We start from the raw sequence: 1,007 nt of genomic DNA on the forward strand, positions 1-1,007 counted from the left end.
GGCGCGGTTGCAGCCGCCCGGGGCATGGACACCACGTGATCAAGGACGTGACGCCGTGAACCAGCCTACCCGTACCCTCCCCCAGCTTCTCCAGCCCGTCGCCCGCGCCGTCACCTACACGGCGGTCACGGTGGCGGGCTTCTTCATGCTCTCCTGGCCGTCGATCTTCACGGGGGCGATGTGATGAACCACCTCACCGATGCCGAGTGCCGGGCCGAGCTTGAGCGCGCCCTAGACGAGGTCGACGCGCTCGTACGGGTCACGGAGCCGGCCAACGCCTTCATGGACGCGCTGGGCCGCTCCGAGACGTGGACACGGTTCCTGACCCTCCCCCACGCCGTTCCCACCACGGGGGCGATGTGAGCATGGGCGGCTCCCACCACGACAAGGCGGCCCGACTGCTGGCCCAGGTCGGCGCGCACCCTGACGCGGACCCGGCCCCGCTGGCCCAGGCTGCACGAGACGCACACGGTGACCTGCACGCCGGGGTGATGGTCGGCCCTGACGGGACGATCCACGCGCACACGATCCGTGACGCACGCGGCACGCACCGGGTCCACGAGACGGGCGCGGAGTGGGCGGCGGACCTGTGGGCCGCTCGCCAGCGCCGCAGGATCGGCCCCACCGTGTTCGTGCCCCTCTGGCGGGTGTTCTCCGGCCCCGCGTGACCTAGTGGCCCCTTCTTCACGAGGGGCCGCGTCCTGCCCGCCTGGCGCGTTCCAGGTGGGCGGCACGAGGTCACAGCGTGAATCTCCAGCGTCTACAGCCCTCTGTGCTGCCAATCATGAGGGCGCGGTGACACCCCTCCCGAATCGTCCGAACCGCCGGGCGAGGGACCGCCAGTGCACGGCGAGTCCTAGGGCCAGCACACGAGACGCCTCGGATTCCGAGGGGTCCCGTACCGCTGGGCCAATGTCGCAGCGTGGGGGCGGAGGGCGGCGGGTTTTCTGGGATGAGGGACCGGGAGGCCTGGGCCCGCAGGGCTCCACTAGCCCGCGTAGCGGGCC

3 protein-coding genes are annotated in these 1,007 nt (G+C 71.6%); all 3 read left to right on the top strand.

Annotation, left to right across the window (positions count from 1 at the left end; all coding sequences use genetic code 11):
* Positions 1-55: 55 nt before the first annotated feature.
* From AB0N07_RS52355 to AB0N07_RS52365, 3 genes are read left to right on the top strand one after another with little or no spacing between them, the layout of a single operon-like run.
* The gene (locus AB0N07_RS52355) at positions 56-184 is read left to right on the top strand and encodes a hypothetical protein (RefSeq protein ID WP_260851721.1); all 129 of its coding nucleotides are present in this window, start codon (positions 56-58) and stop codon (positions 182-184) included.
* Positions 184-363, top strand: coding sequence for a hypothetical protein (locus AB0N07_RS52360; protein WP_152540278.1), 180 nt, complete (start codon positions 184-186; stop codon positions 361-363). The genes AB0N07_RS52355 and AB0N07_RS52360 overlap by 1 nt, the downstream gene beginning before the upstream one ends.
* A gap of 2 nt (positions 364-365) precedes the next feature.
* Positions 366-668 (top strand): hypothetical protein, encoded by a 303-nt coding sequence (locus AB0N07_RS52365; protein ID WP_350748283.1) that lies wholly within the window; start codon positions 366-368, stop codon positions 666-668.
* Positions 669-1,007 lie beyond the last annotated feature (339 nt).

It is taken from the genome of Streptomyces sp. NPDC051172, assembly GCF_040682555.1.
GTDB lineage: Bacteria > Actinomycetota > Actinomycetes > Streptomycetales > Streptomycetaceae > Streptomyces.

Bases quoted from the DNA above. Each gene is read 5' to 3' on its own strand.
- AB0N07_RS52360 (WP_152540278.1), top strand. From the start codon at position 184: ATGAACCACCTCACCGATGCCGAGTGCCGGGCCGAGCTTGAGCGCGCC.
- AB0N07_RS52365 (WP_350748283.1), top strand. From the start codon at position 366: ATGGGCGGCTCCCACCACGACAAGGCGGCCCGACTGCTGGCCCAGGTC.